The sequence below is a fragment of the Nesterenkonia sp. K-15-9-6 genome, assembly GCF_052656005.1.
The window spans coordinates 78,333-100,299 of the sequence record NZ_JBQYEY010000010.1; the positions used below are offsets into that span (position 1 = coordinate 78,333).

A 21,967-nucleotide genomic window follows, 5' to 3' on the forward strand; every position below is an offset into this window, starting at 1 on the left:
CTGGACCTTGCCGGCGGCCCTCCGAGTGGTTCAGCTCTCTCTGCGAGAGTCCTCCCGAGGATCGGGCCCGTCCTCCGCCACAGGTGTCTCAGCATCCGGAATCACGGAGGACTCGTCCTCCGCGTCGGCCGGCTCGGCAGCATCCTGCTCGTCAGACTCGTCAGACTCGTCGGCTTCGGCTTCGTCCAGCTCAGACTCGTCGGCTTCGACCTCGTCCAGCGCAGTCTCTGCTTCATCCAGCTCCGCCTCGCCCGCGTCGGTCCCCTCAGCGCGAGGACCATGCCCCGCGCGGAAGACCTCCTGCTCCTCAGCCAGCTGCTCTGCGGTGCGAGGCCGCTTGGACCACAGCACGTAGAGCATCACGACGGCGACGAGGAAGGTGAGCACGGAGGCCCACATGTTCAGACGCCAGTCCAGCCCGAAGATGTTGATGAACTGGGTGGACTTGTCGAGCTCGTCGATGCGCAGGCTCTCGATCCAGAAGCGGCCCAAGGTGTAGTAGGCCACGTAGGTCCAGGCGAGCAGCCCCTGTTTGACCTGGAAGCGCCGGTAGAGGACCAGCAGGAGGGCCACACCCAGCAGGTTCCAGACGCTCTCGTAGAGGAACGTCGGGTGGAACAGGGTGGACTCGCTCATGTGCGAGACCTGCGGCACCCGGTGCTCCAGCTCGACATTGAGCCCCCAGGGCAGGTTCGTGGGTCCGCCGTAGAGCTCCTGGTTGAACCAGTTGCCCCAGCGCCCGATGGCCTGGGCCAGCAGCACCCCCGGCACCACGGCGTCGGCGAAGGCGCCGAACTTCATGCCGTAGCGACGGCAGGCGAACCAGACGCCCACCGCGCCCAGCAGGATGGCGCCCCAGATGCCGAGTCCTCCGCGCCAGATCTGCGGGATCAGCGAGAGATCGCCGGAGCCGTCGAAGTTCGGGCCGAAGTAGGCGTCAGGAGACGAGAAGACGTGGTAGAGCCGTCCACCGACGATGCCCAGCAGCACCGCCCACAGGGTGGCGTCCATGACGTTCTCGGAGCTGCCGCCCCTCGACTTCCACAGCTTGGAGGTCAGCAGGATCGCCACGACGATGCCTGCGACGATGCACAGCGCGTAGAAGTTCAGGGTCAGCGGACCCAGGTCGAGTCCGCTGGAGGGCGGTGCGGGGAATCCCGCCAGCAGGTCGCCGTCGGTCGCGGCCGCCGCTGCAGTGGAAGTCATTGACGCGTCGTCCTCTCGGTGGTGGGGCTGGACCGCCCCTGAGGTGGCGGGACGGCCGGGTGCAGTCTAAGCGGTCAGGCTGATCATGGCGACCAGGCTGACTCCTCGGGCGCGCCCCGCAGACGGGCGAGGCGCCCACCTCAGGCCGGTGCTGGGCGGCCGGAGAGCTCGCCGGCGAGCCGGCCGACCGCCGCTGGGCCACCGTCGCGCAGAGCGGCCACCAGCGCAGTGCCGACGATGACGCCGTCGGCGTAGCGACCGATCTCCTCCACGTGTGCCCGGGTGGAGACGCCGAGTCCGACGCAGACCCGCTCCGCCCCGGCCTCATGGGCGGCCCGGACGACTCGTTCCGCGGCGTCCGAGACCTCCGAGCGAGCTCCGGTGACACCCATCAGGGACACGCCGTAGACGAATCCGCGGGAGGCCTCCACGATCTTGGCGACACGCTCCGCAGATGAGGTGGGCGCGGAGAGGAACACCCGGTCCAGACCGTACGCGTCGGTCGCGGCGATCCAGTCCTCGGCCTCGTCCGGGATCAGATCCGGCGTGATGGCCCCTGCTCCCCCGGCCTCGGCCAGACGGCGGGCGAACTCCTCGGCTCCCATGCGGTCGATGAGGTTGTAGTAGGTCATCACCAGCACGGCGGCGTCGGTGGCTTCGGTGACTGCTCGGACGATCTCGAAGACCTCGTCGATGCGGAACCCGCGCCGGAGCACCTGGGTGGTGGCCTGCTGGATCACGGGCCCGTCCATGACCGGGTCCGAGTACGGGATGCCGATCTCGATGACCTCGGCCCCGTTACGGGCCAGCTCGATCGCCGCGGCGATCGAGGTCTCACGGTCCGGGTAGCCGGCCGGCAGGTAGCCCACGAAGGCCGAACGTCCTGCGGCACGGGCGGCCTCGATGGCCGTCGCCGTCTTCGACGGAGCAGCTGCCCCGCGGCTGGTCTGCACGCTCATGCCTGCACTCCCGTCTCCGGCGCGCGGCCGGCATGGTCGTCGGTCTCCCCGTCAGCACCCTCGGCCTCCTGGCCCGGCAGCAGGCGGAACCATTCGGCGGCGGTGGCCACGTCCTTGTCGCCGCGCCCGGAGAGGTTGACGATGATGATGCGGTGCGCCGCGGCCTCGGCGTCCTCCTCCGTCCAACGCGCCGAGAGCCGGGCCGCCCCCGCCAGGGCGTGGGCCGACTCGATGGCCGGGATGATCCCCTCGGTGCGACAGAGCGCCTCGAAGGCGGTCATGCACTCGGCGTCGGTGACCGGCTCGTAGACGGCCCGGCCCACGTCGGCCAGGTGGGCGTGCTCCGGGCCCACGGACGGGTAGTCCAGTCCTGCGGAGATGGAGTGCGAGTCCACGGTCTGCCCATCCTCGTCCTGCATGAGGTAGGAGCGTGCACCGTGGAGCACTCCGGAACGGCCCAGCGTGATGGCCGCCGCGTGCCGACCCGTGTCCACACCGTCGCCCCCGGCTTCGAAGCCGTACAGGGCGACATCGGCGTCGTCGAGGAAGCCGTGGAAGATGCCCATCGCGTTGGACCCTCCCCCGACGCAGGCGCAGACGGCGTCAGGCAGACGCCCCGTCTGCTGCAGGATCTGCTGCCGGGCCTCCTCGCCGATGACCTGATGGAACCAGCGGACCATGGCCGGGAACGGGTGCGGACCGGCCACGGTGCCCAACAGGTAGTGGGTGTTCTCCACCGTGGCGACCCAGTCGCGCAGCGCCTCGTTGATCGCGTCCTTGAGGGTCTGAGCGCCATGTTCGACGGGGACGACCTCGGCACCCAGCAGCCGCATGCGGGCCACGTTCAACGCCTGACGCCGAGTGTCCTCGGCACCCATGTAGACCACGCACTCCATGCCCATCAGCGCCGCCGCCGTCGCCGTGGCGACCCCGTGCTGGCCTGCCCCGGTCTCGGCGATCAGCCGGGTCTTGCCCATCCGGCGCGCCAGCAGCGCCTGCCCGAGGACGTTGTTGATCTTGTGGGAGCCGGTGTGATTGAGGTCCTCCCGCTTGAGGAACACACGGGCCGCACCCTGCTCGGCGGCGAACCGCGGGACCTCGGCCAGCAGCGAGGGACGACCGGTGTAGTCCCGGCAGAGCCGCTCGAACTCCGCGATGAACTCCTCATCCTCGCGTGCCTCGAGGAAGGTCCTCTCCACCTCGTCGAGCGCAGCGACCAGGGACTCGGGCATCCATCGGCCGCCGTAGGGGCCGAAGTAGGGGCCGGCGGCGTCGCGGTAGCTCGCGGAGTCGGACTCTGCAGTCATGGGTTCTCCTGTTCAGGTGATGGTGCGTGCCGCTCGGCGACGCCGTGCCGGGAGCCGGAGTCAGGAGCGGCTGGCTGATCGGAAGCGGCCCAGGGCGGCGGCAGGGTCGCCGTCGCGGACCAGCGCCTCCCCCACGAGCACCGCATCCGCACCCCGGGAGGCGTAGTCGGCGACCACGTCCGGACCGTCCACGCCGGACTCCGCGATACGGACGACGCCATCGGGAAGATGGCGGGCCATGGTGCCGTAGTGCGCCACGTCGACGTCGAGGGTCTTCAGATTGCGCACGTTGACACCGACGATGCGGGCGCCCACGTCGACGGCGCGGGAGATCTCCTCCTCCGTATGGGCCTCTACGAGCGCCTCCATCCCCAGCTCATGGGTCAGCGCGAGGAAGTCCCAGAGCCGAGTGTCGTCGAGGGCGGCCACGATGAGCAGGACCAGGTCCGCGCCATGGGCGCGGGCCTCGAGGAACTGATACTCGTCGACCATGAAGTCCTTGCGCAGGACGGGAAGGTCGACGGCGGCACGGACGGCGTCCAGATCCGCCAGCGATCCGGCGAATCGGCGACGCTCCGTCAGAACGCTCACGGCGGAGGCTCCGCCGGCCTGGTAGGCCCGGGCCAACTCCGCGGGATCGGGGATCTCGGCCAGGGAGCCCTTCGACGGCGAGGACCGCTTCACCTCGGAGATGATGCGGACTCCTGCGGCGTCGTCACGGCCGCCGCGCAGCGCGGCCAGCCCGTCGAGGGCCGGCGGGACGTCAGCGACGCGGGCGCGGAGCTCGGCCAGCGGAACCTCGGCGCGACGGACCTGCAGATCCTCACGGACGCCGGCGATGATGCCGTCCAGCACCGTGCCGGTTCCGGCGGCGGAGGCGGGTGTCTCGGTGTTCACCGGCGGCTCAGTTGGTGGAGGCGTCGGGGATGCGCTCGCCCTTGCCGGAGGTGTTGTCCGGCACGGCGGGCCCCTGGTGGCGCCGAGGGTCCTCGCCGTGCTTCAGCACCGACGAGCTGTCCATCTCGACGCCGAGACCCGCCTTCTTCAGGGCGTAGCCCAAGATCAGGGCGAGCGGAACGCAGGCCGCACCGATGTAGGCCAGGACCCAGATCTCGGCGACGAAGCCGATGCCGGCGATGATCGAGCCGACGATCAGCGTCAGGCTCAGCGTCCAGGCGGCAGGGGTCGACCCGTGACCGATGTGGTCATAGTGGATGAAGGCGTCATCCGGCTGCTCGCCGACGGCCGGCTGCTGCTCGACATCGCGCACGGTCCGCTGCTGCGTGGTGGTCATCAGAGTCCTCTCTCGGTCACTTCAGCTCAGCATCCATTCTGCCATGCCTGCTCCCCGCGGCCCGACCAGATTTCCTCCCGTGCAGACCAGGTGGTCTCCCCTGCTGTGGCGGCGGGCTGGACAGCGGAGGGGTCTCGGAGCAGGGTGGTGGTCATGCAGACACTCATCACCGCCGACGAGCTCCACAGCCTGCTGGGCTCCGCCGAGCCGCCGCATGTGCTCGACGTCAGATGGAGGCTCGACCAGCCGGACGGCTCCGCCGACCACCGCGCCGGCCACATCCCCGGTGCGGTCTACGTGGACCTGGACCATGAGCTCAGCGACCATGGGCGTCCCGCCGTCGTAGGACGTCACCCGCTCCCGCGGCATGAGACGCTGCAGCAGGCCGCGCGACGGTGGGGGCTCCTGCCGGGACGCACCGTGGTGGTCCACGACGACCTGCAGAACCTCGCCGCGGCCCGCGCCTGGTGGCTGCTGCGCCGGGCCGGAGTCCGCGACGTCCGGGTGCTCGACGGGGCGTTGGAGGCCTGGCGGCGGGCAGGACTGCCGCTGGAGGAAGGCGATGTGCGCCCGGAGCCGTCGACGATCCGGCTTCAGGACCCGCAGCGGGACGTCACCGACACGGCTGCCGCGGCGGCCGTCGATCTGGAGTCCGTGCGAGACCTCTCCTCCCGGCTGAGCCAGGGGCTCCCTGCCGACGCCGTGCTGCTGGACGTCCGCGCACCGGAGAGGTTCCGCGGAGAGCACGAGCCGATCGATCCGCGGGCCGGCCACATCCCCGGGGCGCGGAACCTCCCCACGGCCGGCAACGTCGACGCCGCCGGCCGGTTCCTGACGCCCCAGGCGCTGCGTGAGCGGCTGCTGGCGGCCGGCGCGGACGACCACCGGCCGGTGGTGAGCTACTGCGGCTCCGGCGTCAACGCAGCCCACGCCACCCTGGCGGCCCACCTGGCCGGCTTCGACGCCGTGCTGTACCCGGGCAGCTTCAGCCAGTGGTCTCAGCATGCCGAGCTGGAGGTCGCCGTCGGCGAATGAGACCCACCGCATGATCTGCGCCTCCTTCTCGAGGTTCGGCAGACTCCGCCGTCGGGACAGCGCGTGACGAGCGCACCGGGAGAGGCCGTGTCTGCCGACCCTCGGCGCAGAGGAGGAGGCTGGGGGCGGTGACAGAGTCCGCCGGGCTCAGCCTCGACGCTCGGAGGTCGGGTCGTCCCCGGCGCTGAGTCCGTCCCACAGGTCGAACTCATCGGGGTCCTCCTGCGGCGCCGCGCCTGCCTCGCGGGCTGTGGCGTATCGCCGCGAGGACCGATCCCGCCAGCGCGGGGAGAAGATCAGCAGCGCCAGCGCCGCCAGCGCCAGCAGCACAGCACCGGCCAGACCAGCCCACACCGCCGGACCGAGGACATACTCACCGGCGAGCTCCGTGGTGCCGGTGACCTCCCCCAGGGCGGGCAGCGAGGCCTCCCCGGGCGCAGCGATCACCCGGGCCACCGTCACGACGGCCGAGACGCCCGCGGCGAGCATCACGACGCCGATGATGAGTCGAGCGATGCGTCGGGCGATCGTCACAGCCACGGAGGAGGCCAGCCCGACCAGGGCCATGGCGGTCACCGTGTCTGAGACATCGGTGCCGGGGATCTCCACCTGGCCCGCCGCGGAGGTGTCCCCCAGCCCGACGGCGGTCACCCACGTCTGTGTGGCCGAGGCCAGCAGCAGCACGCCTGCGGCCAGGCCCACCAGCACCACCGCGCGGCGGCTCATGGCTGCTCCTGGAGCCGATCGGCGGCCAGCACCGCACGCAGGGGCGCGGCGGCCTTGTTCACCGTCTCCTGACGTTCGGCGTCGTCGTCGCTGTCCGCGACGATGCCGCCGCCGGCCTGCACGTAGGCCCGGCCGTCCTTCAGCAATGCGCTGCGGATCGCGATGGCCGCATCCATCCGCCCAGAGAGGTCAAAATAGCCGACCACTCCCCCGTAGACCCCTCGTCGAGCCGGCTCCCAGGCGTCGAGCAGCTGGAGGGCCCTGGGCTTCGGCGCTCCGGAGAGGGTGCCGGCCGGGAAAGTCGCCGCCAGGACGTCATAGGACGAGGCCTCCGGCGCCAGCTCTCCCTGCACATGCGAGGTCAGGTGCATCACATGGCTGAAGTGCTCCACCGCCATGAACCGCGTGACCTGCACCGAGCCCGGCACGCACACCTTGGCGAGATCGTTGCGGGCCAGGTCGACCAGCATGATGTGCTCGGCACGCTCCTTCTCATCAGCGAGCAGGTCATCGGCGAGCGCCTCGTCCTCCGCGGGGGTGTCACCTCGCGGACGTGTGCCGGCGATCGGATGTGTCACCACGGTGTCATCCTCCACGGTGACCAGCGCCTCCGGGGAAGCGCCCACCACCTGGTAGGGCTCCCCATCGGGAGTCTCGAAGTGCAGCAGGTACATGTAGGGGCTGGGGTTCAGCAGCCGGAGCATGCGGTAGACCGCCAGCGCGTCCACCTCCGTAGCGACCTGGAAGCGCCGGGAGACCACGATCTGGAAGACTTCGCCGTCGATGATCGCCTGCTTGGCCCTGCCCAACGTGGCCAGGTACTCGTCCTGGTCCCAGGCATGCTCGACGCGGTCCTCGAGATCTCGTTCGACCGTCTCCTGCCAGTCCGACGGGGCCACCGCGACCCCGGGGCGGACCGGTTCGGCGAGCGCGGCACGCATCCGCTCCAGCCGGGCCACCGCATCGGCGTAGGCCCGCTCGACGCCGGAGTCGCGTCCGTCCTGGTTGAAGGCGTTCGCCACCAGGGTGACGGTGCCGTCCCGGTTGTCGTGCACGACGAGGTCGCTCACGAGGTTCATGGCCATCTCGGGCACATGCAGGTCGTCAGCGGGCCGGTGCGGCAGCCGCTCCCAGTGACGCACGACCTCCCAGCCGATGTACCCGACCAGCCCGGAGGTCAGATGCGGCAGGGCCACCGTGCGTGCCCGGCCGTTGTCGCCGCCCAGGAAGTCGAGACTGGCCCGCAGCACCTCAGCAGTGGTGCCCTGCTGCGGGGTGCCGGCAGGAGGGTCTCCCAGCCAGACCGCCCGGCCGTCACGCTCGGAGAGGGTGGCCTGCGAGCGCACGCCGATGAAGGAGTGCCGGGACCACGCAGCGCCGGGAGCGGCGGATTCCATGAGGAAGCTGCCGGGCCGCCCGTCAGCCAGCGTCCGGTAGATGCTCAGCGGCGTGTGGCCGTCGGCCAGCAGGCGCATGGTCACCGGGATGACCCGGTGGTCGCAGGCGAGCTCGGAGAACTCCTCCGCACTCGGGGACACCACTCCGAAGCGCCGATCAGACCTGGTCATCGCGACCTCCCTCCAGGGTGATCTCCCGCGAGGTGAAGCAGGTGCGGGTGCCGGTGTGGCAGGCCGGGCCCGTCTGGTCCACGGTCAGCAGGACGGTGTCCCCGTCGCAGTCGAGGGCCACACGGCGGACCTGCTGCACATGTCCGGAGGTCTCCCCCTTGCGCCAGAGCTGACCGCGGGACCGGGACCAGTAGGTCGCCCGGCCGGTGGACAGCGTCGCCGCGAGAGCCTCCTCATCCATCCAGGCCATCATCAGCACCTCGCCGCTGACGGCGTCCTGTGCGATGGCCGGGACGAGGCCGGCGTCGTCGAAGCTGACCTTCTGGCGGATCTCGGCGGGAAGCGGGGTCGTGGTCATGGGGAGGTCCTCGGCAGGTGGGCGGGCGGGAGGTGTGCTGGGGGCTGCGTCAGCGCACGGGATGGCCGGCGGCGCGGATGGCCTCCTTGACGCGGGCGATCATGTCCACCGGGCCGAAGTGGAACATGGAGGCGGCGAGCACCGCGTCGGCGCCGGCATCGATGGCGGCCGGGAAGTGCTCGGGGCGGCCGGCGCCGCCGGAGGCGATGAGCGGCACTGAGGTCACCTGGCGGACCGCACGGATCATCTCCACATCGAATCCGGCCTGGGTGCCGTCGGCGTCGATGGAGTTCAGCAGGATCTCCCCCACTCCGCGCGCGGAGGCCTCGCGGCACCAGGAGATCGCGTCGATGCCGGTGCCGCGGCGACCTCCATGGGTGGTGACCTCGAAGCCGGAGGCGATCTGCGGGCCATCGGTGCGGCGGGCGTCCAGGGACAGCACCAGGACCTGGGAGCCGAAGCGGTCGGTGATCTCGTCGATGACCTCCGGTCGGTTCACCGCGGCCGTATTGATGGAGGCCTTGTCCGCCCCGCTGCGCAGGAGTGTGGCCACATCCTCCTGGGTGCGCACCCCGCCGCCGACGGTCAGCGGGATGAAGACCTCCTCCGCGGTGCGGGTGACCACGTCATAGGTGGTCTCCCGGTCGGAGGACGAGGCGGTGACGTCCAGGAACGTCAGCTCGTCGGCGCCGGCGTCGTTGTACCGGTGCGCCAGCTCCACCGGATCTCCCGCATCGCGCAGATTCTCGAAGTTCACGCCTTTGACGACGCGGCCGGCGTCCACGTCGAGGCACGGGATGACTCTGACGGCCAGTGACATGTGGTGTGCCCTCCCTGCTCAGACCCGGCAGGCGTGGATGGAGGTGACCAGGATCGCCCGAGCGCCGAGCTCGTAGAGCTCGTCCATCAGCTGGTTGGTCTTCTTCGCCGGAACCATGGAGCGCACGGCCACCCAGTTCTCGTCGGCCAGCGGAGAGATGGTCGGCGACTCCAGTCCGGGGGTGATCGCGCTGGCGGCCTGAAGGTGCTCACGACGGATGTCGTAGTCCATCATCACGTACTGCCGAGCCACGAGCACGCCCTGCAGACGGCGGGTCACCCGGTCGGTCCCGGCGGGACGCTCCCCGTGGCGGGAGATCATGATCGCCTCAGAGCGCATGATCGCCTCCCCGAAGGTCTCCATGCCGGCGGCCTTGAGCGTGTTCCCGGTCTCCACGACGTCGGCGATCGCATCGGCCACTCCCAGACGCACCGCGGTCTCGACCGCGCCGTCGAGGTGGACGACCTCCACGTCGTCGAGCCCCTGGTCCTCGAGCCACCGACTGAGCAGACCGTCATAGCTGGTGGCGATCCGCTTGCCGGCCAGGTCCTCGGCCGAGCGGAACCGCCCAGCCGGTCCGGCCAGCCGGAACGTGGACCCGCCGAAGCCCAGTCCCATGATCTCCTCGGCGCCATGGTCCACCCGCGCGTCCTGGAAGAGGTCGCGTCCGGTGATCCCGACGTCGAGGGTCCCGGAGCCGACATAGACGGCGATGTCCCGGGGCCTGAGGTAGAAGAACTCGACGCCGTTCTCCTCGTCGACCATGACCAGCTCGCGCTTGTCACGGCGCTGGACGTATCCGGCCTCGGAGAGCATGGCCATGGCGGCCTCGGAGAGGGCGCCCTTGTTCGGTACAGCTACACGCAGCATGGAGGTGTCGTTCCCTGTTCGGATGTCGTTCGGGTGTGGTGCACGGAGCCGTCGGCCTGCGGCCGACCCTCAGAGATGTCGATAGACGTCTTCGAGGCTGAGCCCCTTGGCCAGCATCATCACCTGCAGGTGGTACAGCAGCTGGGAGATCTCCTCGGCGGCGGCCTCGTCGGACTCATGCTCGCAGGCCATCCAGACCTCGGCGGCCTCCTCGACGATCTTCTTGCCGATGCTGTGGACGCCGGCGTCGAGGGCAGCCACCGTGCCGGACCCCTCGGGGCGGGCGACGGCCTTCTCGGCGAGTTCGGCGTAGAGCTGGTCGAAGTTCTTCACCGTCCCAGGGTATGCCTTTCCGTGGGTCGAGGACGATTTCCTGCGCGGATGCGTCACCTGGGACGTCATGACGTGAGCCGTGCCACCTCGACGGCGGCGGAGACGGCGGCATGCGCCGCCTCGAAGCCCTTGTCCTCCTTCGAGCCGTCCAGACCTGCGCGATCCAGGGCCTGCTGCTCGTCATCGCAGGTCAGCAGGCCGAAGCCGAGCGGGACGCCGGAGTCCAGAGCCACCCGGCCCAGCCCGTCCGTGGCCGCCTGGCATACGTAGTCGAAGTGCGGGGTGCCGCCACGGATGACCACGCCGAGGGCGATGACGACGTCGTGGCGCGTCGCGGCGGCCGCGCTGAGAACCGGCAGCTCGAAGCTGCCCGGGGCGCGGACCAGGGTCACGTCATGGATGCCGATGCCGTCCAGGAAGCGACGGGCGCCGGCGATCAGGCCGTCCATGACCGGGGTGTGCCAGCGGGAGGCCACCACGGCCACACGCAGGGGCTTCTCGGCGGCCGCGGTGCGCAGCTGCTCCAGCTCGGTGGCGTCGATCTCAGGGGTTCCGGTGCTGCTCATCTCTCTCCTTGTTCGTCAAGCGGACGCGTGCGCTCCGCAGGCTCCTCATGGTCGGCCACCAGCTCCTCCGGCGGCAGGTCATGCCCTGCGCCACGGGCCTCACGATCCTCCAGGCCCAAGTGGTCCAGCAGGTGGCGCATCCGGTCCCGCTTGGTGCGCAGGTACCGGCGGTTCTCGTCATGGACGACGCCGTCGGCCGGAACCTGCTCGACGTCCAGACCGGCCTTCTGCAGGGATTCGACCTTGTCCGGGTTGTTGGTCAGCAGCCTCAGGCGGGTGATGCCGCAGCTGTGCAGGATCGCCGCCGCGCCGGTGTAGTTCCGCAGCTCCGCGGCCAGGCCCAGCATCTCATTGGCCTCGACCGTGTCCGCGCCCTCCTCCTGGAGCTTGTAGGCACGCAGCTTGTTGGCCAGCCCGATCCCCCGGCCTTCGTGGCCGCGCAGGTACAGCAGGTGGCCGCCGTCGCGCTGGATCGACTCCAGGGCGGAGGCCAGCTGGGTGCCGCAGTCGCAGCGGTGGGAGCCCAGCACATCACCGGTGACACACTCCGAGTGCATCCGGATCAGGGGGCGGTGCTCCTGGGCACCGGCCTCGGAGGCCGGGCGGGACCGGGCGGAGATCAGCAGGTGCTCATGACCGGTCGAGTGCTCGGTCCATACCTGGGCGGCGAAGATCCCATGGTCGGTGGGCAGGGTCACCACGGGCCCAGGGGTCACCAGGGCGCTGGACTCCTCCTCGGGGTGCTCCCAGGACGCCTGCACGGCGTCCATGACGGCCTCCGGACTGGGCTCGCCGCCGCGGTAGGCGATGAGGTCCGCGATGGAGATCAACGCCAACCGGTGATCGTCGGCGAACTCGCGCAGCGCCGGCAGTCGCATCATGCGCCCGTCGTCGTGGACCAGCTCGGCGATGACCCCGACCTCCGGGTGCCCGGAGAGCCGGCAGAGATCGACGGCGGCTTCGGTGTGGCCGTCCCGACCCAGCACGCCGGCGTCGTCGGCGATGAGCGGGAACAGATGTCCGGGCCGCGTGAGGTCTTCGGGCCCTGAGGCGGCGTCGGCCAGCAGCGCAGCCGTGCGGGCGCGGTCGGCCGCGCTGATGCCGGTGGTGATGCCGGAGGCGGCGTCGCAGCTGATGGTGTAGGCGGTGCCCTTGGGGTCCTGGTTGTCGGTGACCATGGGAGGCAGGCGCAGATGGTCGGCCCGCTCCCGGCTCATCGGCACGCAGATCACCCCGGAGGAGTGCCGCACCGTGAAGGCCATGAGCTCCTCGGTGGCCGCCGCCGCGGGGAAGATGAGGTCGCCTTCATTCTCCCGGTCGGCATCGTCGACGACGACGACGGGGCGGCCCTTCGCCAGCTGGTTCAGGGCGACCTCCACAGGGTCGAGCACCGGCGCGGGAGTGTCGGGACGGCGCACCGCCGGCGTGACGGCCGCACCGGGTGCGGAGGCCGCCGGCGCGGGCTCCACGAGCGCGGGCCCCTCCGCGCCGCGCTCGAGTGCGCTGCTGCCCGCCTCGGCGTCGAGGTCGAGCATCCTCCGGGTGTACTTGGCCAGCACGTCCACCTCGAGGTTGACCTGGCCGCCGTCTGCGAGTCCGCCGAGCGTCGTCTCGGCGAGCGTGGTGGGGATCAGGCCCACCTCGAACCATGCCTCGAGCGCACCGGGTGCGGAGACCGCGGTGACGGTCAGCGAGACGCCGTCGACGGCGATGGAGCCCTTCTCCGCCAGGAAGGGCGCCAGATCCCGCGGCACGGCGAAGCGGTGGCGCCCGTCGTGGAGGTCACGCTCCACCAGGGTGCCCATCCCGTCGACATGGCCCTGGACGACGTGACCGTCGAGCCGGGCTCCCGAGGGGAGGCACCGTTCGAGGTTGACGGCGTCGCCGACGCCGAGCTGTCCCATCGTGGTGCGTTTGAGCGTCTCGGTGATGAGGTCCACGGTGACGTTCTCATCGTCGATGGCCGTGGCGCTCACGCACACGCCGTTGACGGCGATCGAGCCTCCCAGGGCCAGTCCCTCGACGTGTCCCGGCGCCTCGAAGGTCAGCCGTTCCACCCCGCGGGCCGGGTCGGGGTGCCGTTCGAGCACCCGGCCGACGCCTGTCACGATTCCGGTGAACATGGGTCTGTGCAGCTCCTGTCTTCTCCGGCGCCGGCCAGGTCGGCCGCCGCGTCCGATGCGTGATGGGTGGGCGCGGATGCGCCGCGCGGCCCGATGCTGAGCGGGTCCGTGCTCTGCTCCGGCCAGGTCAGAGCGCCCTCTGCCGGCTGGAGATGGACGCAGACGTCGTCGTCGAGGATCCGGACTGCTCCGCCCTCCGCCTGATCGCGGGTGTAGCGCCTCGCCTCGGCCAGCGTGGTGACGCCGATGTCCCCCACGCTGGACGCCCCGGCGCCGAGGATAAGCGGCGCCTGGTACGCGAAGATCTCGTCGACCAGATCCTGGGCGAAGAACGCGGCGAGCACCCGGGAGCCGCCTTCGACCAGCACATGACGGACCGGATGCCCGTCATGCTCGATCGCCCCCAGCCGCTGCAGCGCCTCGAGGGGGTCGTGGGTGCGCAGCTGCACCCAGCCGTCTCCCTCGGGCCGCCCCTGTCGCAGCCGGGCACGTTCCGCCAGCGGTCGCCGCCCCATCACGCAGCGCAGCGGCTGCCGGTCGGCCAGGGTCCCGTCCGGCAGGCGGGCGGTGAGCCGGGGATCGTCCACCTCGGCGGTGTTGCTGCCCACCAGGATCGCGTCGATGCGACGCCGGATGCGGTGCGTGTGCAGCCGGGAGGCCGATGAGGTGATCCATTGACTGGTGCCGTCAGCGGCGGCGATGCGCCCGTCGAGGCTCTGGGCGAGGTGCACGGTGACGAAGGGCCGACCCTCCCGGCGCGCCCGGGCCCAGCGGTTGTTGACCGCGAGCGCAGGGCCGGAGAGCACGCCGGAGACCACCTCGACGCCAGCTGCGCGAAGCACCGCCGCTCCTCCGGAGGCGTCAGGCGTCGGGTCGTCGGCCCCATAGACGACACGTCCCACGCCGGCCTCGAGGATCGCCTCGGTGCACGGGGGCTGACGGCCGTGGTGGCGGCAGGGCTCCAGCGTGCAGTAGAGCGTGGCCCCGTGGAGATCCACGGCTCCGTGGTCACCGCCCGCCGCGACCTGACGCAGCGCGTCACGCTCGGCATGGAGGTGTCCGGCCCCCCGGTGGTGTCCCACTGCCAGGACCTCTCCCTCCGGGGAGACCAGCACCGCGCCGACCAGGGGGTTCGCGCCGCGCGGCCCACGGTGCGCGGCCTCGATCGCGAGCCGCATGGTCTGCTCATGCGCACCGGCGGGATCCGGTGGGCAGACGACGTCGACCGGTTCATCCATCGAGGGACACCTCCCGAGGCCGTGATCGGGACGCCCCCGGGGCGCCGGGGGTCTCCCCGGTGTCTGCGGCGACGTCGTGGCGGACGCCAGTCGTCGCGACGTCTGCGGTCTGACGTCGCTGGACTCGGCTCCAGACGATGAATCCGATCAGCGTGAACACGCCGTAGACGGCGTACATTCCGGCGGAGGCGTAGTAGCCGGCCGACCACAGCAGCGGCACTCCGACGACGTCGACCGCGATCCACAGCAGCCAGAACTCGACCCAGCGGCGGGCCATGCCGTAGGTGGCCAGCAGCGATCCCACAAAGGTCCACGCATCGGCCCACACCGGCTCATAGGAGCCGAGGGCACGCAGCACGGGCGTCAGCGCGGCGGTGCCGAGCACCAGGGCCAGGATCAGGGCGAGCCGGGCACGCGGGGGCGCCCAGCGGGGGGCGACGGCGGCGACTCCGCCGCCGGACTGCTGCGCCCGACGCGCCGACCTCCACTGGTGCCAGCCGTAGACCGAGACGATGAGGAACATGACCTGCCGCCCAGCCTGCCCAAGCAGCGCGGGGTCATCGCTGAGACCCAAGAAGGATCCCAGGAAGACGGTCAGCAGAAGCAGGTTGCCGGCGATGCCCACCGGCCAGGCCCAGACACGGCGCAGCATGCCGCCGAGGGCGCAGGCCAGGCCGAAGACATTGCCGAGGACCTCACGGAGCAGCAGAGGACTGCCGAAGACCAGGACTTCGGCCTCGAGAAGCCAGCGCAGGGCGTCCATTCAGCAGCTCGTCCTTCCCAGACCCGACGGTGGAGTCGGCTCCGGGGATGACGATGCCTGCGCGGCGGCCGGAAAGACGTCGAGGGTGCGCCAGAGGCACCGCCGTCGACCGGCCTTCGTGCTTCTCCCATCCAGACTGTGACTGTCGGTACCGGAGTTCCACCGGATCAACCGAGGCCGCCGAGGCGGCTCGGGTCGCGGACTTTCACCGCCGGTTCGGACTTTCACCGACCCCGGAGCACGAAGTGTGTCGGGGACAAGTCTGCCACACCGACGACGAAGGCCCGGAATCCACGAGGGATTCCGGGCCTTCTGCTGAGCGGATGACGAGATTCGAACTCGCGACCCTCACCATGGCAAGGTGATGCTCTAGCCAGCTGAGCTACATCCGCACGAGTGATCAGTATAGACCACTCAGTGCGCGATACTGGGATCGAACCAGTGACCTCTTCCGTGTCAGGGAAGCGCGCTACCGCTGCGCCAATCGCGCCTATTCAACTGTTCGGACCGCAGGCGGCCCGAGCGAGGTGGGGACGGGAATCGAACCCGCGTATACGGCTTTGCAGGCCGCTGCCTCGCCACTCGGCCACCCCACCGTCCCCGTCTCCGGGATTCGGGATCGACTCCTTCGAGCCCATCGAGCGGATGACGAGATTCGAACTCGCGACCCTCACCATGGCAAGGTGATGCTCTAGCCAGCTGAGCTACATCCGCACATCGGCTTCTCCGCGGCTTTCCGGAAGGCCTTTCGACCGTCCGTGCTGTCCGCTTTCCGACGACATGAAACTCTAGCTCAGCCCTCGGCCCCTCGTCCAATCGAGCCCCTGTGACCACCCTCACATACCCGCCTTTGACCTGGCGGATCCCTGTCATTCCGGGGGTTCCGGGCTTCACCGGTGAGCCGCATCGCGCTCCGAGGCGACGCGCGGGCAGCGCCGGACACGCGTCCGGGCCTCCCTGCGGACCCGAGACGCCTGCGTGGCAGACTGGACCCGATGACACAGCCCACTCTCGCCCACGCCACCGAGTTCGGTCGGATGTACTCCCGCTCGCTCACCTCCGCGCCCGAGGTCCCCTCCATCACCACGGTGATCGGCCAGGAGCACAAGGACCTCACCGGATGGGCAGGCCACCTGGCCACCCAGGAACTGATCCAGGACGATCGCCTCGCCGCCGCCGTCGGCTCCGCCTCCCAGCTGAAGACCCTGGCCCGTCACGCTGCCTCGGCCGCCGAGCGGTTCCGCGACGCGGCGGCGCAACGCGGTGATCGCGTCCACCACTACGCGGAGCAGGTCGCGCTGCGTGCTCTGGGCACCGACCACGAGGTCGACACCGCGCGGGCGACGCTGGTCCAGCATGGCGAGACCGCCTTCGCCGACCGCTTCGACGAATGGTGGGACCTCTACGGGGTGCGCCCCCTGGCCGCGGAGGTCACGGTCTGGAACCACACGATCGGCTACGCCGGAACCCTGGACCTGATCGCCGAGATCGCCGGGCGGACCTGCGTGATCGACTTCAAGACCAAGGGCCTCGACCGCAGGGGCCGCGCCAAGCCGCTGAGCGAATCCGTCGTCATGCAGCTGGTGGCCGGCATGCAGGCCGAGGAGCGGCTGGTCGACGCGCAGGCCGGCATCTGGGAGCCCTGGCCCCACGGACAGGACTGCCTTCTGATGGCGGTGGCCGTCTCGGAGACGGAGGTCGTCCCCGTCCAGGCGACCCCCGCGGCGCTGAAGGCGCACTGGCACAAGTTCTGGGCGCTGCGGCAGGTCTGGGAGCACGGACGCCGGACTGCTGAGGCCGGGCCCTCGCTGCGCCCGCTCGCACCCCCGCCCGCAGCGGCGTCGGCAGGTGCGACGACGCCGACGGCGAAAGCCCCCGGAGGCGACGGGGTGCCGCCTGTCACACCGGCGGCCTGACCACGCCGAGCGTCGAGCGACCAGCACCGTGCGGCAGTAGGATCGAGGACATGGCAGTTCTCCCGCTCCGCACCCTCGGCGATCCCGTCCTGCGCACCCCGGCTCAGGAGGTCCCCGCGCTGGATGCACGCATCGTCCAGCTCGTCGAGGACATGTACCAGACGATGGACGCCGCCGGCGGCATCGGGCTGGCCGCCCCGCAGATCGGAGTCGGGCTGAGGATCTTCACCTTCGACGCCGCCGGCTCCCGCGGCGCCGTCATCAACCCGGAGCTCTCCCTGACCGGTCCGATCGGTCCCACCCCCCGCGAGCCGAGCCGACCGGCGGAGGGCGAGAACCTGCTGCGCGAAGGGTGCCTGTCGGTCGACGGCGTCTACTCCCCCGTCGACCGGTCGCAGACCGTCGTCCTCACCGGGACGACGCCCGAGGGCGCCGCAGTGCACGTCGAGGCCGCCGGACTCCTCGCGGCCTGCTTCCAGCACGAGGTCGACCATCTCGACGGCCGCCTGTTCATCGACAGGCTCACCGGAGAGGACCGCCGGCACGCCATGCGCGCACTGCGCGAGCCCTCCGCGGGCGGGAAGGGGCCACAGCGCCGAGCCGCCGGGGCCGGGCCGGAGTCCCGCCCCGACGCAGGCTCCGGAAGCAGCTTCTTCGCCGGACCCCGCACCTGAGGCGAGAGGACATCATGACCCCCGCACCGAGACCACGGATCCTGTCCGAGGACGACCTCCACGAGGCCCATGGCGCCGTGGACCCCGCCGACCTGCGCGCCGGAGCCCGTCAGGGCCGCATCATCTTCGCCGGCACCCCACCCATCGCTGCCGACTGTCTGCGCTCCCTGCTGGACGACGGCGTCCAGGTGGCGGGCGTGCTGACCCGCCCCGACGCCCCCGTGGGACGCCGCCGCCGGCTGACCCCCTCCCCTGTCGCGCAGGCCGCCGAAGACGCCGACGTCCCCGCGGTCAAGGCTGACCGAGTCGACGCGGCGACCCTGGAGGAGCTGACCGCCCTCGACGCCGAACTGGGGGTGGTCGTGGCCTACGGGGCCCTTCTGCCCGCCCCCGCGCTCGAGGCCCTCCCGCGCGGCTGGGTGAACCTGCATTACTCTGCGCTGCCGCGTCACCGCGGAGCCGCACCCGTACAGCATGCGATCCTCGCCGGGGACGCCACCGCTGCGGCGACGGTCTTCCAGCTGGAGACCGGCATGGACACCGGTCCGATCCATGCCATGTGCGAAGTCCCTCTCTCGCCCGAGCACAGCGCCGGCGTCGTCCTGCAGGACCTCACACGCCTCGGCGGCGCTCTGCTGACCACGCTGCTGCCCGAACTCCTCACCGGAGCCTCCGTGCCGGTCCCGCAGGAGGGCGCCCCGAGCCATGCCCGCAAGCTCACCCGGGAGGACGCCTACGTGGATCCTCACCAGGAGGCTGAGGCCGTGGTCCGACGCATCAACGCGACGATCCCGGAGCCGGGGGCCTGGACCCTCCACGACGACCAGCGGCTCAAGCTGGGCACCGCGAGGGTGTACGAGGCGGAGCTGCCGGAGCCGCTGGCTCGGTCCCGACCCGGCGAGGTCTCGCTCGCCCCGGCGGATCGCACGCCCCAGCACCCCGAGGTCGTGCTCCGCGCCGTCGACGGGGGCGTGGTGCTCAGCGCGGTCCAGCCTGCGGGCAAGCGGATGATCGCCGCCGCGGACTGGCTCCGCGGGCTGCGTGGCCGCGTGACGCTGGGGGCGGCCGCCCCCACCCCCGACGGCCCCACCACCAGCACACGCCCCACCGACACGTCCCGGGAGGACCGATGAGCGGACAGCGCCCACGCCGAGGCGGCACCCCCGGAGCCGACGGCGGTCGCCGCCGGGAAGACCACCGGGAGGACCGCCGGGACGCCACCGGCCGACAGCGGAACCGCGGAGGCCCCGACGGGTCCCGGCCGCGCAGCCGCAGCGCCCAGGCGCCGAGCGGGAGACGGAGGAAGGCCGACCCCGCCCGACTGGTGGCCTTCCGAGTCATGCGGGCGGTGAGTCGCGACGACGCCTACGCGAACCTCACACTCCCCGGAGAGATCCGTCGCGCCCGGCTGGACCGTCGGGACGCAGGTTTCGCCACCGAACTCGCCTACGGCGCCCTGCGCGCCCAGGGGACCTACGACGCGATCATTGCGGCCTGCGTGGACTGGCCCTTGGACGCGCTCGACGCGCCGGTGCTCGATGCCCTGCGCCTCGGCGCCCACCAGCTCCTGGGGATGCGAGTGGACGCCCATGCCGCCGTCTCGGAGACCGTGGCCTTGGTGCGCGCCGAGATCGGGGCCGGACCGGGAGGCTTCGTCAACGCCGTGCTGCGGCGCCTGAGCGCCGAGGACCGTGAGACGTGGATGACGCGGCTTGCCGAGGAGAAGTCGCTGGAGCCGGGCTCCGACGAGGACCTCGGCCTCCGGCACGCGCACCCCTCCTGGGTGGTGCGGGCCATGAAGCAGGCGCTGCGACTCGACGGTCGCTCCGGCGAGCTGGAGGCCGCCCTCGCCGCTGACAATGCCGCCCCGGTGGTGCATCTGGTCGACCTCCCCGCCGCTGGGGAGCCGCGTCTCGCCGGCGCCTTGGCGGCAGGCGCGGAGCCCAGCGACCTGCTCGAGGGGGCGGCGGTGTTCCGCGGAGGGGACGTCGGACGCCTGCCCGGCGTCCGCGAGGGTGAGCTGCGCGTCCAGGACATCGGCTCGCAATGGATCGCCCGCGCCGTGGCGGGTTCCTTCACCCCTGAGACCGTGGACCCCGACGTCGCCGGTGAACACTGGTTGGACCTGTGCGCAGGCCCCGGCGGCAAGGCGGCCCTGCTGGCCGCGCTGGCCGCTGAGCAGGACGCTGCGCTGGTGGCCAACGAGCCCTCTGCGCATCGCGCCGAGCTGGTACGCCAGGCCCTGGCTCCGATCCGGACCGACGCCTGGACGGTGCGCGAAGGCGACGGCCGCACCATCGGCGAGGATCCGGCCGTGGCTGATCTGGTCTCCACCCATGGCGGGTTCGACCGGATCCTGGTGGACGCCCCCTGCACCGGGCTGGGAGCCCTGCGGCGGCGCCCCGAGGCACGCTGGCGTCGCCGCCCCGCAGACCTCGCGGAGCTGACGGTGCTGCAGGAGGATCTGCTCGACGCCGCCGCCGATGTGCTCGCGCCCGGCGGGCTGCTGGCCTACGTGACCTGTTCACCGCATGTGGCCGAGACAGTGGTGCAGGTCGAGGATCTGCTGCGGCGTCGCCCGGGCCTGCGGCTGCTGGACGCCCATGACGCCATGACGGCCGTCAGCTCTCCGCAGGGGGCCGAGCTCCTCCGCTCCGAGCCCCTGCGCGAAGCAGGCGGCGAGACCAGCACGAACAGCCGAACGGTGCAGCTGTGGCCCCATGTCCACGGCACCGATGCGATGTTCTTCGCCCTCCTGTTCCGCCCCACCCAGTCCGACTGACGCATAGGATCAGACCCGTGAACACTCCTGCCGACCCTGCTGCCAGCCCTGCTGCCGACCCTGCTGCCGACCTGGCGGCCGACGCCCAGCACCGACGCTCCCCCTGCATCCACCCGAGCATCCTCAACGCGGACTTCGCGAACCTCGCACGGGAGATCTCCCGGATCAGCACCGCAGACGCCGTGCATGTGGACGTCATGGACAACCACTTCGTCCCGAACCTCACCCTCGGGCTGCCGGTGGTGGAGTCGATCCGGAAGACCACCGACCTGCCCCTGGACATCCACCTGATGATCGAGGACCCCGACATCTGGGCTCCGCAGTACGCGGAGCTGGGCTGCGAGTCGGTGACCTTCCACGCGGAGGCGGCGAAGGCCCCGGTCCGCCTGGCCCGGGAGCTGCACGCCCAGCAGGCCCAGGCGGCGATGGCGCTCAAGCCGGCCACCGGGATCGAACCCTACCTGGACATGCTCGGCGAGCTGGACATGCTGTTGATGATGACGGTGGAACCCGGCTTCGGGGGCCAGGCGTTCCTGGATCTGGTGCTGCCCAAGATCCGACGGGCCCGCCGTGCGGTCGACGACCTCGGCGGGCAGATCGCCATCCAGGTCGACGGCGGCATCAACGCCGAGACCATCCTGCGTGCCGCGGACGCGGGCGCCGACACATTCGTGGCCGGCTCGGCGGTCTATTCCGCTGAGGATCCCGACGCCGCGATCGCCGACCTGCGGGCGCTGCTGGCCCGCTGAGAGGGGCCGACACACAGTCGGGCCTCACGGCCCGGAACAGGCCCGGAGATGACAGAACCGGCGGTGCTCTCAACCTTCCCCTGAAGAGAGCACCGCCGGTACATCTGGAAGTCTAGCGGAAACCGAAGCGCGGCTGCACCACCGTGGTGTGGTCGCCTCCGACCGGGTGCAGCTCCTCGCGGCGCAGCTCCCCGATGGCCTCCTCGAAGTCATCGAGATTGTCGAAGCCCCGGTAGACGGAGGCGAAACGCAGATAGGCGACCACGTCGAGCTTGCGCAGCGGTCCCAGAATCGCCAGGCCGACGTCGTTGGCGTCCACCTCGGCATTGCCCGAGGCGCGGACCGCCTCCTCCACCTCCTGGGCGAGGACGGCCAGGTCATCGCTGGAGACCGGGCGGCCCTGGCAGGCCTTGCGCACACCATTGATGACCTTCGAGCGGTCGAACGGCTCAGCGGCGCCAGAGCGCTTGATCACGTTGAGGGAGGTCGTCTCCATGGTGGTGAACCGCTTGGAGCACTGGGGACACTGCCGCCGACGGCGGATGCCGGAGCCGTCCTCGAGCATGCGCGAGTCCACGACTCGCGAGGAGTCATGCCGACAGTACGGACAGAACATCTCGGCACCCTCCTCTCGTCCTCATCGTGGGGCACCGGACCACGACCTGTGATGCCATGATTGT

General features: G+C 71.0%; 22 protein-coding genes, 4 tRNA genes and 1 riboswitch. Of the genes, 6 read left to right on the forward strand and 20 right to left on the reverse strand.

What is annotated here, in order from left to right:
- Positions 1–30 precede the first annotated feature (30 nt).
- From lgt to SD455_RS08200, 5 genes are all read right to left on the reverse strand, one after another.
- Positions 31–1,206 (reverse strand): prolipoprotein diacylglyceryl transferase, encoded by a 1,176-nt coding sequence (gene lgt / locus SD455_RS08180; RefSeq protein WP_445507785.1) that lies wholly within the window; start codon positions 1,204–1,206, stop codon positions 31–33.
- Between the two features lie 140 nt (positions 1,207–1,346).
- Positions 1,347–2,165 carry a tryptophan synthase subunit alpha gene (gene trpA / locus SD455_RS08185; RefSeq protein ID WP_311023966.1) on the reverse strand — a complete coding sequence of 273 codons (819 nt, stop codon included), beginning with the start codon at positions 2,163–2,165 and terminating at the stop codon, positions 1,347–1,349.
- Positions 2,162–3,472, reverse strand: coding sequence for a tryptophan synthase subunit beta (gene trpB, locus SD455_RS08190; protein WP_311023965.1), 1,311 nt, complete (start codon positions 3,470–3,472; stop codon positions 2,162–2,164). The genes trpA and trpB overlap by 4 nt, the downstream gene beginning before the upstream one ends.
- Before the next feature lie 60 nt (positions 3,473–3,532).
- Positions 3,533–4,369, reverse strand: a complete 837-nt coding sequence (trpC, locus tag SD455_RS08195) for an indole-3-glycerol phosphate synthase TrpC (RefSeq protein WP_445507786.1) — start codon at positions 4,367–4,369, stop codon at positions 3,533–3,535.
- 7 nt (positions 4,370–4,376) lie between these two features.
- Positions 4,377–4,766: an HGxxPAAW family protein gene (locus tag SD455_RS08200; RefSeq protein WP_311023962.1), complete on the reverse strand. Its 390-nt coding sequence runs from the start codon at positions 4,764–4,766 to the stop codon at positions 4,377–4,379.
- A 153-nt stretch (positions 4,767–4,919) separates the two neighbouring features.
- Here SD455_RS08200 and SD455_RS08205 point away from each other — a divergent pair, with 153 nt between their 5' ends.
- Positions 4,920–5,801: a sulfurtransferase gene (locus SD455_RS08205; protein ID WP_445507787.1), complete on the forward strand. Its 882-nt coding sequence runs from the start codon at positions 4,920–4,922 to the stop codon at positions 5,799–5,801.
- A 147-nt stretch (positions 5,802–5,948) separates the two neighbouring features.
- Here the strand turns inward: SD455_RS08205 and SD455_RS08210 are convergent, their stop codons facing one another.
- From SD455_RS08210 to SD455_RS08275, 14 genes are all read right to left on the reverse strand, one after another.
- Entirely contained in the window at positions 5,949–6,527 is a 579-nt protein-coding gene (locus tag SD455_RS08210) for a Trp biosynthesis-associated membrane protein (protein WP_311023959.1), read from the reverse strand.
- Positions 6,524–8,095 carry an anthranilate synthase component I gene (locus SD455_RS08215; protein WP_445507788.1) on the reverse strand — a complete coding sequence of 524 codons (1,572 nt, stop codon included), beginning with the start codon at positions 8,093–8,095 and terminating at the stop codon, positions 6,524–6,526. The genes SD455_RS08210 and SD455_RS08215 overlap by 4 nt, the downstream gene beginning before the upstream one ends.
- On the reverse strand, positions 8,082–8,453 hold the full coding sequence (gene hisI / locus SD455_RS08220) for a phosphoribosyl-AMP cyclohydrolase (RefSeq protein ID WP_070162209.1): 372 nt from the start codon (positions 8,451–8,453) through the stop codon (positions 8,082–8,084). The genes SD455_RS08215 and hisI overlap by 14 nt, the downstream gene beginning before the upstream one ends.
- A gap of 49 nt (positions 8,454–8,502) precedes the next feature.
- A complete protein-coding gene (gene hisF, locus SD455_RS08225) occupies positions 8,503–9,273 on the reverse strand; it encodes an imidazole glycerol phosphate synthase subunit HisF (protein WP_445507789.1) in 771 nt (256 codons plus the stop codon).
- Between the two features lie 18 nt (positions 9,274–9,291).
- Positions 9,292–10,143 carry an ATP phosphoribosyltransferase gene (gene hisG / locus SD455_RS08230; RefSeq protein ID WP_311023952.1) on the reverse strand — a complete coding sequence of 284 codons (852 nt, stop codon included), beginning with the start codon at positions 10,141–10,143 and terminating at the stop codon, positions 9,292–9,294.
- 69 nt (positions 10,144–10,212) lie between these two features.
- On the reverse strand, positions 10,213–10,476 hold the full coding sequence (locus tag SD455_RS08235) for a phosphoribosyl-ATP diphosphatase (protein WP_445507790.1): 264 nt from the start codon (positions 10,474–10,476) through the stop codon (positions 10,213–10,215).
- Between the two features lie 65 nt (positions 10,477–10,541).
- Positions 10,542–11,042 carry a 6,7-dimethyl-8-ribityllumazine synthase gene (ribH, locus tag SD455_RS08240; protein ID WP_445507791.1) on the reverse strand — a complete coding sequence of 167 codons (501 nt, stop codon included), beginning with the start codon at positions 11,040–11,042 and terminating at the stop codon, positions 10,542–10,544.
- A complete protein-coding gene (gene ribB / locus SD455_RS08245) occupies positions 11,039–13,165 on the reverse strand; it encodes a 3,4-dihydroxy-2-butanone-4-phosphate synthase (RefSeq protein WP_445507792.1) in 2,127 nt (708 codons plus the stop codon). The genes ribH and ribB overlap by 4 nt, the downstream gene beginning before the upstream one ends.
- Positions 13,147–14,403 (reverse strand): bifunctional diaminohydroxyphosphoribosylaminopyrimidine deaminase/5-amino-6-(5-phosphoribosylamino)uracil reductase RibD, encoded by a 1,257-nt coding sequence (gene ribD / locus SD455_RS08250; protein ID WP_237090060.1) that lies wholly within the window; start codon positions 14,401–14,403, stop codon positions 13,147–13,149. Before ribD ends, ribB begins: the two co-directional genes overlap by 19 nt.
- Positions 14,396–15,166 (reverse strand): nicotinamide riboside transporter PnuC, encoded by a 771-nt coding sequence (gene pnuC / locus SD455_RS08255; protein ID WP_311023946.1) that lies wholly within the window; start codon positions 15,164–15,166, stop codon positions 14,396–14,398. The genes ribD and pnuC overlap by 8 nt, the downstream gene beginning before the upstream one ends.
- A 114-nt stretch (positions 15,167–15,280) precedes the next feature.
- Positions 15,281–15,412, reverse strand: a riboswitch (FMN riboswitch).
- Between the two features lie 72 nt (positions 15,413–15,484).
- Positions 15,485–15,558 (reverse strand) — tRNA-Gly (locus SD455_RS08260).
- 26 nt (positions 15,559–15,584) lie between these two features.
- Positions 15,585–15,656, reverse strand: a tRNA-Val gene (locus SD455_RS08265).
- Between the two features lie 35 nt (positions 15,657–15,691).
- Positions 15,692–15,762: transfer RNA gene (locus tag SD455_RS08270), tRNA-Cys, on the reverse strand.
- Positions 15,763–15,806: 44 nt separating this feature from the next.
- A tRNA-Gly gene (locus SD455_RS08275) sits at positions 15,807–15,880 on the reverse strand.
- 281 nt (positions 15,881–16,161) lie between these two features.
- On the opposite strand from SD455_RS08275, the gene SD455_RS08280 reads away from it, so the two are divergent.
- From SD455_RS08280 to rpe, 5 genes are all read left to right on the forward strand, one after another.
- Positions 16,162–17,082, forward strand: a complete 921-nt coding sequence (locus SD455_RS08280) for a cytochrome (protein ID WP_445507793.1) — start codon at positions 16,162–16,164, stop codon at positions 17,080–17,082.
- Positions 17,083–17,132: 50 nt separating this feature from the next.
- Complete coding sequence (gene def / locus SD455_RS08285; RefSeq protein ID WP_070162191.1) at positions 17,133–17,756, forward strand: peptide deformylase; 624 nt, start codon at positions 17,133–17,135, stop codon at positions 17,754–17,756.
- A 14-nt stretch (positions 17,757–17,770) separates the two neighbouring features.
- Positions 17,771–18,889: a methionyl-tRNA formyltransferase gene (gene fmt / locus SD455_RS08290; RefSeq protein WP_445507794.1), complete on the forward strand. Its 1,119-nt coding sequence runs from the start codon at positions 17,771–17,773 to the stop codon at positions 18,887–18,889.
- Positions 18,886–20,538, forward strand: a complete 1,653-nt coding sequence (locus tag SD455_RS08295; RefSeq protein ID WP_445507795.1) for an RsmB/NOP family class I SAM-dependent RNA methyltransferase — start codon at positions 18,886–18,888, stop codon at positions 20,536–20,538. The genes fmt and SD455_RS08295 overlap by 4 nt, the downstream gene beginning before the upstream one ends.
- A 71-nt stretch (positions 20,539–20,609) precedes the next feature.
- Entirely contained in the window at positions 20,610–21,287 is a 678-nt protein-coding gene (gene rpe / locus SD455_RS08300; RefSeq protein ID WP_445507807.1) for a ribulose-phosphate 3-epimerase, read from the forward strand.
- Between the two features lie 112 nt (positions 21,288–21,399).
- Here rpe and nrdR read toward each other — a convergent pair whose 3' ends face one another.
- Positions 21,400–21,903, reverse strand: coding sequence for a transcriptional regulator NrdR (gene nrdR, locus SD455_RS08305; protein WP_070162374.1), 504 nt, complete (start codon positions 21,901–21,903; stop codon positions 21,400–21,402).
- Positions 21,904–21,967 lie beyond the last annotated feature (64 nt).